General features: G+C 71.5%; 3 protein-coding genes. 1 reads left to right on the top strand and 2 read right to left on the bottom strand.

Features of this window, described 5'->3' with window-relative positions; genetic code table 11:
• Both FNH04_RS43630 and FNH04_RS43625 read right to left on the bottom strand, forming a co-directional pair.
• A partial coding sequence (locus FNH04_RS43630; RefSeq protein ID WP_322725579.1) for an NAD(+)/NADH kinase occupies positions 1-868 on the bottom strand: 868 nt, incomplete at its 3' end.
• On the bottom strand, positions 865-1,887 hold the full coding sequence (locus tag FNH04_RS43625; protein ID WP_152791777.1) for an SPFH domain-containing protein: 1,023 nt from the start codon (positions 1,885-1,887) through the stop codon (positions 865-867). The genes FNH04_RS43625 and FNH04_RS43630, both read right to left, overlap by 4 nt.
• Positions 1,888-2,039: 152 nt before the next feature.
• On the opposite strand from FNH04_RS43625, the gene FNH04_RS43620 reads away from it, so the two are divergent.
• Positions 2,040-3,213, top strand: a 1,174-nt coding sequence (locus FNH04_RS43620; protein ID WP_152791776.1) for an arginine deiminase, incomplete at its 3' end; no start/stop codon positions are given.

Below are 3,213 nucleotides of genomic sequence, written 5' to 3'. Positions count from 1 at the left end.
CCCCCAGCCGTACCGTCTGCCCCCACGTCAGCTCCATCGCGTCGGACTCCATCCCGTCCCCGAAGGCAACGAGCCGATCGGACTCGACGGTGAGCCGGAGCCGTGCCGGAGCGGCCAGCTCGCCTGCCACGAGCGACGTCCCCGTGGCCGGCGACGGCCAGGCCTCGCGGACGAACCACAGCAGCCGGGACTCGCTCGCCCCCGGGAGGGGCAGCGCACTGGACCGCTCCTGCCACACCGACCGCAGCCACCCGCTCGCCCCGGTCCCCGTCCCGACCAGCACGCCCGACGAGGCCTGGGACTCGACGACACCCCCGTCGTCCTCGTGCCCCAGGCGGTACCGGGCGGTCTGGTGCCCGGCCGCGCCCAGATAGATCTCGTTGAGCGCGACCAGCCGCTGCGTGTCGTCGGCGACTGCCTCGACCATGGTGAGTTCCTCGAAGGGCGTGCCGTCGTCCGCCGCCGCGGCGAGCAGCTTCGGCGCGTCCGGCACCCCGTGGCGCACCAGCACTCCCGGATTGCGGACAGGATCGGTGTTGATCCCCACCACCGGCTGCCCCGAGAGGTACTTGGCCACGTTGGCCACCAGCCCGTCCTGCCCCACCACGACCACCACGTCCTCGGGTGCGAAGAGGAAGCGGTCCAGGTCGGCCCGCTCCACGGAGGCCTGACGCCATGTCAGGGGGACCTTCGAGGCCACCTCCGCCAGGGCCCGGCGGTCGCGACGGCTCCGCTCCGCCACCTCCCCGATGTCCCGCCCCCGCGACCGCAGGAAGAACGCCGCCTGCCCGTGTGTTCCGTGACGGGCCACCAACTCCTCGTACTCGGTGGTGCGATGGACCAGCACCACCCGGGGCGCGAGACTCACGCCGACGCTCCCCGCTCCCCGTCGGATCCGCCGCCCAGCTTCGCCAGCAGCCCGGTCAGTACGTCCGGCGACACCGTCACGCTCTCGATCCGCGGCAGGTTCTCCGCGAGCCGTGTCCCCGTCAGGGCGTGCAGCGTCGCCACGTCCACCTCGGCGTGCACACGCAGCCACGCCGCCTGGGTCTCCGCCCGCGCCCGGCCCACCTCACGCGCGGCCCGCGCCTCGGCCTCGGCCAGCCGTACCGTCCGTGCCGCCTCCGCCCCGGCACGCACCGCGTCCGCGGCGGCGTGCTCCTCGGCCTCGCGCCGCGCGTTCGTGCCCCGCTGCTCGACCAACTGCTCCTCGCGGCGGGCGAGTTCGATCTGGCTGGCGAGCTCGTTCTCGGCGATGGCCCGCTCTCGCTCGACGGCGACGGCACGGCGTTCGTAGGTCGCCCGGTCCGCCTCCTGCTGGATCTGCTCACGAGCGGGGGTACGCAGCGCGCGTTCCACCTCGGGTTCGGGGCGCAGCGCCACCACGCGCACCGCCACGACCTCGATCCCGGTCGCGGGAAGCCGGGGCTCGGCCGCCAGTCCGCTCGTGATCCGCTCCCGTACAGCCGCGACCCCGTCCACCAGCGCGGCGGACAACGGCGTACGGGCCAGGACGTCGAGCGCGTGCTGCTGGGCCGTCTCCGTCAGCAGCGTCGCCAGCTGCTCCAGCGGGGCGCCGCGCCAGACACCCGTGTCGGGGTCGATGGAGAAGTCCAGACGTGCTGCCGCGATCGCCGGGTCGCTGATCCGGTACGTCACCGTCGCCTGCACCGCCACGTCCTGGAAGTCGGACGTACGGGCGTGGAACGTCATCGCCAGCTCCCGGTCGTCGACCGGCACCTCGGAGAGCGCGGCGGTGAGCGAGCGGTACCAGAAGCTGAGTCCCGGCCCGTCGTGCACCAGGCGGCCCGAGCGGTGGTGGCGGATGTGGGTGGTGGGTGCGCCGCGCAGATGCCGCCAGCCGAGGCGTCTGGTGATGTCAGCCATGAAGAGTCCCCCTCGCCGCTCGTTTATGTCACTTGGACGATAATAGGTGGGGGTGCTTATCGTCAAGAGGATGAAAAGGGGAGGGGCTCCCGTGTCCGTGCGATCCGGCCCACCGGAGGGTGAACGCGCGCCCGAATGGTCAGGATGGAGGCATGGGATTCCATGTCGACTCCGAGGCCGGGCGGCTGCGCCGCGTCATCCTGCACCGGCCGGATCTGGAGCTCAAACGGCTCACCCCCAGCAACAAGGACGCCCTCCTCTTCGACGATGTGCTGTGGGTGCGCAGGGCGCGGGCGGAGCACGACGGGTTCGCGGACGTGCTCCGTGACCGCGGGGTCGTCGTCCATCTCTTCGGTGACCTGCTCACCGACGTGCTGGCGGTCCCGGCGGCCCGTGAGCTCATCCTGGACCGGGTCTTCGACGAGAAGGAGTACGGGCCGCTCGCCACGGACCATCTCCGGGCCGCGTTCGAGGCGCTGCCCGGGTCAGGGCTGGCCGAGGCGCTGATCGGCGGGATGACCAAACGGGAGTTCCTGGAGGGCCACCCGGAGCCGACCTCCGTGCGCTTCCACGTCATGGAACTCGACGACTTCCTCCTCGGGCCGCTCCCCAACCACCTCTTCACCCGTGACACCTCCGCCTGGATCTACGACGGGGTCTCCATCAACGCCATGCGCTGGCCCGCGCGCCGGCGGGAGACCGTGCACTTCGAGGCGATCTACCGGCACCACCCCCTCTTCCGCGACGAGACGTTCCATGTCTGGTCGGAGGGGCAGGCCGACTACCCGTCCACCATCGAGGGCGGCGATGTGCTCGTCATCGGCAACGGCGCCGTGCTCATCGGGATGAGCGAGCGGACCACGCCCCAGGCCGTGGAGATGCTCGCGCACAAGCTGTTCGCCGCGGGGTCGGCGCAGACGATCGTGGCGCTCGACATGCCCAAGCGGCGGGCCCTGATGCACCTGGACACCGTGATGACCATGGTCGACGGGGACGTCTTCACGCAGTACGCGGGGCTCGGGATGCTCCGCTCGTACACCATCGAACCGGGGGTCGGGGACAAGGAGCTCAAGGTCACGGACCATCCGCCGGAGCACATGCACCGGGCGATCGCCGCCGCGCTCGGGCTGAGCGAGATACGCGTGCTGACCGCTACGCAGGACGTGCACGCGGCGGAGCGGGAGCAGTGGGACGACGGGTGCAATGTCCTCGCGGTGGAGCCGGGGGTGGTGGTCGCGTACGAGCGGAACGCGACCACGAACACGCATCTTCGCAAGCAGGGGATCGAGGTGATCGAGATTCCCGGGAGTGAGCTCGGGCGGGGAA

Source organism: Streptomyces phyllanthi (genome assembly GCF_009377205.1).
Taxonomy (GTDB): Bacteria; Actinomycetota; Actinomycetes; order Streptomycetales; family Streptomycetaceae; genus Streptomyces; species Streptomyces phyllanthi.
Note: the sequence above shows the minus strand (reverse complement) of the source record. Positions and strands in the feature narration are given on the sequence as shown.

Coding starts and splice junctions, on each gene's coding strand:
- FNH04_RS43625 (WP_152791777.1), bottom strand. CDS start 1,887: ATGGCTGACATCACCAGACGCCTCGGCTGGCGGCATCTGCGCGGCGCA.